Raw genomic sequence first — 3,896 nt, 5'->3', positions numbered from 1 at the left:
GCCCACGAGGCGCGCCGCCGTCTAGGCGGCCCGGGCAGTCTTCAGACGCGCAAAGCCTCCCCTGCCCTCCCGCACATCCGCCCGGACCCATACTGACCCGATCAGGGCGGGGCCGGACGGGTGTGCGGCCCCGCCCGGGAGGCACCATGGCACAACGGACACGGGACGGGCAGGCAGGATCGTTCCTCGGGCACCCGCCGGGACTCGCGACGCTCTTCGGGACGGAACTCTGGGAGCGCTTCAGCTTCTACGGCATGCGCACGCTGCTGGTGCTGTTCCTCACCGCCGCCGTCACCGAGGGCGGCCTCGGCCTGAACGAGGGTCTCGCCATCGCCATCTACGGCGTGTACAACGCGATGATCTACCTCACGGCGCTCCCCGGCGGCTGGGTCGCGGACCGCATCCTCGGGACGCGCCGGGCGGTGCTGTACGGCGGCGTGATCATCGCGGCGGGGCACTACTGCATGGCCGTGCCCAGCACGCCGCTGTTCTTCACGGGGCTCGTGCTGATCATGCTCGGCACGGGCCTCCTGAAGCCCAACATCAGCGCGACGGTGGGTCAGCTGTACGGCGAGCACGACGCGCGGCGTGACGCGGGCTTCTCGCTGTTCTACATGGGCATCAACATCGGCGCGTTCTTCTCGCCGCTCGTGTGCGGCTGGCTCGCGCTGAACCTCGGCTGGCACTGGGGGTTCGGCGCGGCGGGCGTCGGCATGACCGTCGGGCTGATCCTCTACGTGCTCGGCTGGAAGCGCCTCGGGGACGCGGGCGAGCGGCCCGGCAATCCCGCCACGCCCGCCGAGCGGCGCCGCGCGCTGCTGTACGCCCTCGCGGCGGTCGTGGTGGTCGGCGTGTACCTCGCGGTGGACCTCTCCACGGGCGGCCTGAACTCCAACCTGCTCATCAACCTCCTCACGATCGTGGCGGTCGTGGTGCCCGCCGTGTACTTCGCGGGCATCCTGCGCTCCCCGCAGCTGAGGCCCGAGGAGCGCGGGCGCGTCCGGGCGCTCGTCTGGCTGTTCCTCGCGTCCGCCGTGTTCTGGATGATCTACGACCAGGCCGGGAGCGTGCTGAACCTCTTCGCGGAGGACCGCACCGACCGCGGCCTGCTGGGCCTGAACTTCCCCGCGCCGTGGTTCCAGTCGGTGAATCCGCTGCTCATCATCGCGCTCGCGCCGGTGTTCGCGGCGTTGTGGGTGCGGCTCGGCTCGCGTCAGCCCAGCACGCCCGCGAAGTTCGTGTACGCCCTCGTCGGCGTGGGCGTGAGCTTCCTGATCATGGCGCTCGCGGCGGGCGCGGCGAGCGGCGGGGAGCGCGTCTCGCCGCTGTGGCTGCTCGCGGTGTACTTCATCCAGACCGTCGCGGAGCTCGCGCTGAGCCCCACCGGCCTGAGCGTCAGCACGAAGCTCGCGCCGCAGGCCTTCACGGGGCAGATCCTCGGGGTGTGGTTCCTCAGCACCGCCGTGGGCGACGCCGTGGGCGGGCAGGCGGGCCGCTACATCGAACGGCTGTCGCTGCCGACGTACTTCCTGACGCTCGGGCTCGCGGCGGTCGTCGTGGGCGTCGTGCTGCTCTTCGCCGTGCCGAGGGTGCGGCGCCTCATGGGCGGCGTGGAGTGATGAAGCGCCGCAAAGGCCGCCCGGCACCGTTTCATGGGAAAGCCGGGGATAGAATGCCGTGATGCAACAGGACTCCATCACGGAAAGCGCCCCCCAGACCGGGGCGCGCGGGGGCACCAGCGGCCACGTCCCCGAGTACCACACCTTCAGCACGAGGCTCGGCGGCCAGGACCTCGTCATCGAGACGGGCCGCCTCGCCAAGCTCGTCTCCGGCAGCGTCACCGTCCGTTACGGCGAGACGGTGCTGCTCGTCACCGCGCAGGCCAGCGAGCGCCCCAGCACCCTCGACTTCCTGCCGCTCACGGTGGAGTTCGAGGAGCGCCACTACTCCGTCGGCCGCATTCCCGGCAGCTTCATGCGCCGCGAGGGCCGACCCGGCGAGAAGGCCATCCTCTCGGCGCGCATCACGGACCGACAGATCCGCCCGCTCTTCCCGAAGGGCTACCGTCAGGAGACGCAGGTCATCATCACCGTGCAGTCCGCCGACCAGCAGAACGCGCCCGACGTGCTCGGCGCGGTCGGCGCGTCCGCCGCGCTGACGCTCAGCGACATCCCCTGGGGCGGCCCGACCGCCTGCGTGCGCGTCGGTCACGTGGACGGCGAGTACGTCGTGAACCCCACCGTGGAGCAGCTCGGCCGCTCCACCCTGGAGATCGTCGTGGCGGGCACCCGCGACGCCGTCATGATGGTCGAGGCGGGCGCGCAGGAGGTCGACGAGGAGCTCCTCGTGGGCGCCATCGAGTTCGGGCACCGCGAGATGCAGGCCGTCATCGACCTCATCGAGAGAATCCGTGACGCGGCGGGCAAGGAGAAGTTCGCGCCGCCCGAGCCGAACGAGGCCTTCAGGGAACTCGTCCCCGAGATCACCGAGGCCGCGCGCGCGGCGGGCCTGCGTGACGCGCTGCTCACCCCGAAGAAGAAGGACCGCTCCGCGAACCTCAAGGCGATCCGCGAGGCCCTCATCACCGAGCGCGTCCCCGAGGATGCCGAGGACGCCGCCGAGCGGACCGACCTCATCAAGACCGCCTTCGAGCGTGTCGAGAAGGCCGAGCTGCGCCGCCTCATCCTGGAGGAGGACCTGCGCGCCGACGGACGGAACACCCGCACGGTGCGGCCCATCTGGATCGAGACGTCCGCGCTGCCCCGCGCGCACGGCAGCGCCATCTTCACGCGCGGCGAGACGCAGGTGCTCGGCGTCGCGACGCTCGGCACGGAACGCGACGAGATCCTCATCGACGACCTCACCACCGACACGGGCGACAAGTTCCTGCTGCACTACAACTTCCCCCCGTACTCCACGGGCGAGGTGAAGCGCATGGGCGGCCAGTCGCGCCGCGAGATCGGACACGCGAACCTCGCCAAGCGCGCCATCCGCGCGGTCCTGCCGCCCTTCGAGGAGTTCCCGTACGTCATGCGCGTCGTCGGCGACGTGCTGGAAAGCAACGGCAGCAGCAGCATGGCGACCGTGTGCTCCGGCAGCCTCGCCCTGATGGACGCGGGCGTCCCGATGCGCGCTCCGGTCGCGGGCGTCGCGATGGGCCTCGTCATGGAGGAGGGCCGCTACCGCATCCTCACGGACATCCTCGGGCTGGAGGACGCGCTCGGCGACATGGACTTCAAGGTCTGCGGCACCGAGAAGGGCGTCACGGCCCTGCAGATGGACATCAAGATCGGCGGGATCACCCCGCAGATCATGCGTGAGGCGCTCGCGCAGGCCCGCGAGGCGCGCCTGCACATCCTCGGCGTGATGGCGCAGGCGCTGCCCGCCCCGCGCGCGGAGCTCAGCCGCTACGCGCCGCGCATCCTCACGATGCGCATCAACTCCGAGAAGATCGGCACGGTCATCGGGCCGGGCGGCAAGCAGATCCGCGAGCTCGAAGCGATGGGCGCGCAGATCACCATCGAGGAGGACGGCACCGTCCGCATCTTCAGCGCGGACGCGGACGCCGCGAAGCGCGTGCAGGACCGCATCTCGGCCCTCACGCGCGAGGCGAAGGTCGGGGAGGTCTTCGAGGGCACCGTCGTGAAGACCGCCGCGTTCGGCGCGTTCGTGAACCTGTTCGGCAACCAGGACGGCATGCTGCACATCTCGCAGCTCGCCGAGGGCCGCATCGACAACGTCGAGGACGTCGTGAAGGTCGGCGACCGCATCAACGTCAAGATCGTCCACATCGACGATCGCGGCAAGATCGACCTCGTCCGTCCGGAGCTCGAGGGCAAGATCGCGCCCCGCGCGCCCCGCGAGCCTCGCGGCGACCGCGGCGGCGACCGCGGCCC

General features: G+C 70.9%; 2 protein-coding genes. Both read left to right on the top strand.

Annotation, left to right across the window (positions count from 1 at the left end; translation table 11 throughout):
• The first annotated feature begins 146 nt into the window (after positions 1–146).
• Positions 147–1,619 (top strand): peptide MFS transporter, encoded by a 1,473-nt coding sequence (locus DEIPI_RS0109765; protein WP_027481664.1) that lies wholly within the window; start codon positions 147–149, stop codon positions 1,617–1,619.
• Between the two features lie 61 nt (positions 1,620–1,680).
• A partial coding sequence (gene pnp / locus DEIPI_RS29960) for a polyribonucleotide nucleotidyltransferase (RefSeq protein ID WP_084474172.1) occupies positions 1,681–3,896 on the top strand: 2,216 nt, incomplete at its 3' end.

Origin of the sequence: Deinococcus pimensis DSM 21231, assembly GCF_000519345.1 — a bacterium.
Taxonomy (GTDB): Bacteria; Deinococcota; Deinococci; order Deinococcales; family Deinococcaceae; genus Deinococcus_A; species Deinococcus_A pimensis.
The sequence above is the reverse complement of the archived record's forward strand: the minus strand, read 5'-3'. Positions and strand labels throughout refer to the sequence as shown.

What these genes read in the sequence shown, in the direction of transcription:
- DEIPI_RS0109765 (WP_027481664.1), top strand. Translation starts at nt 147, where the DNA reads ATGGCACAACGGACACGGGACGGGCAGGCAGGATCGTTCCTCGGGCAC.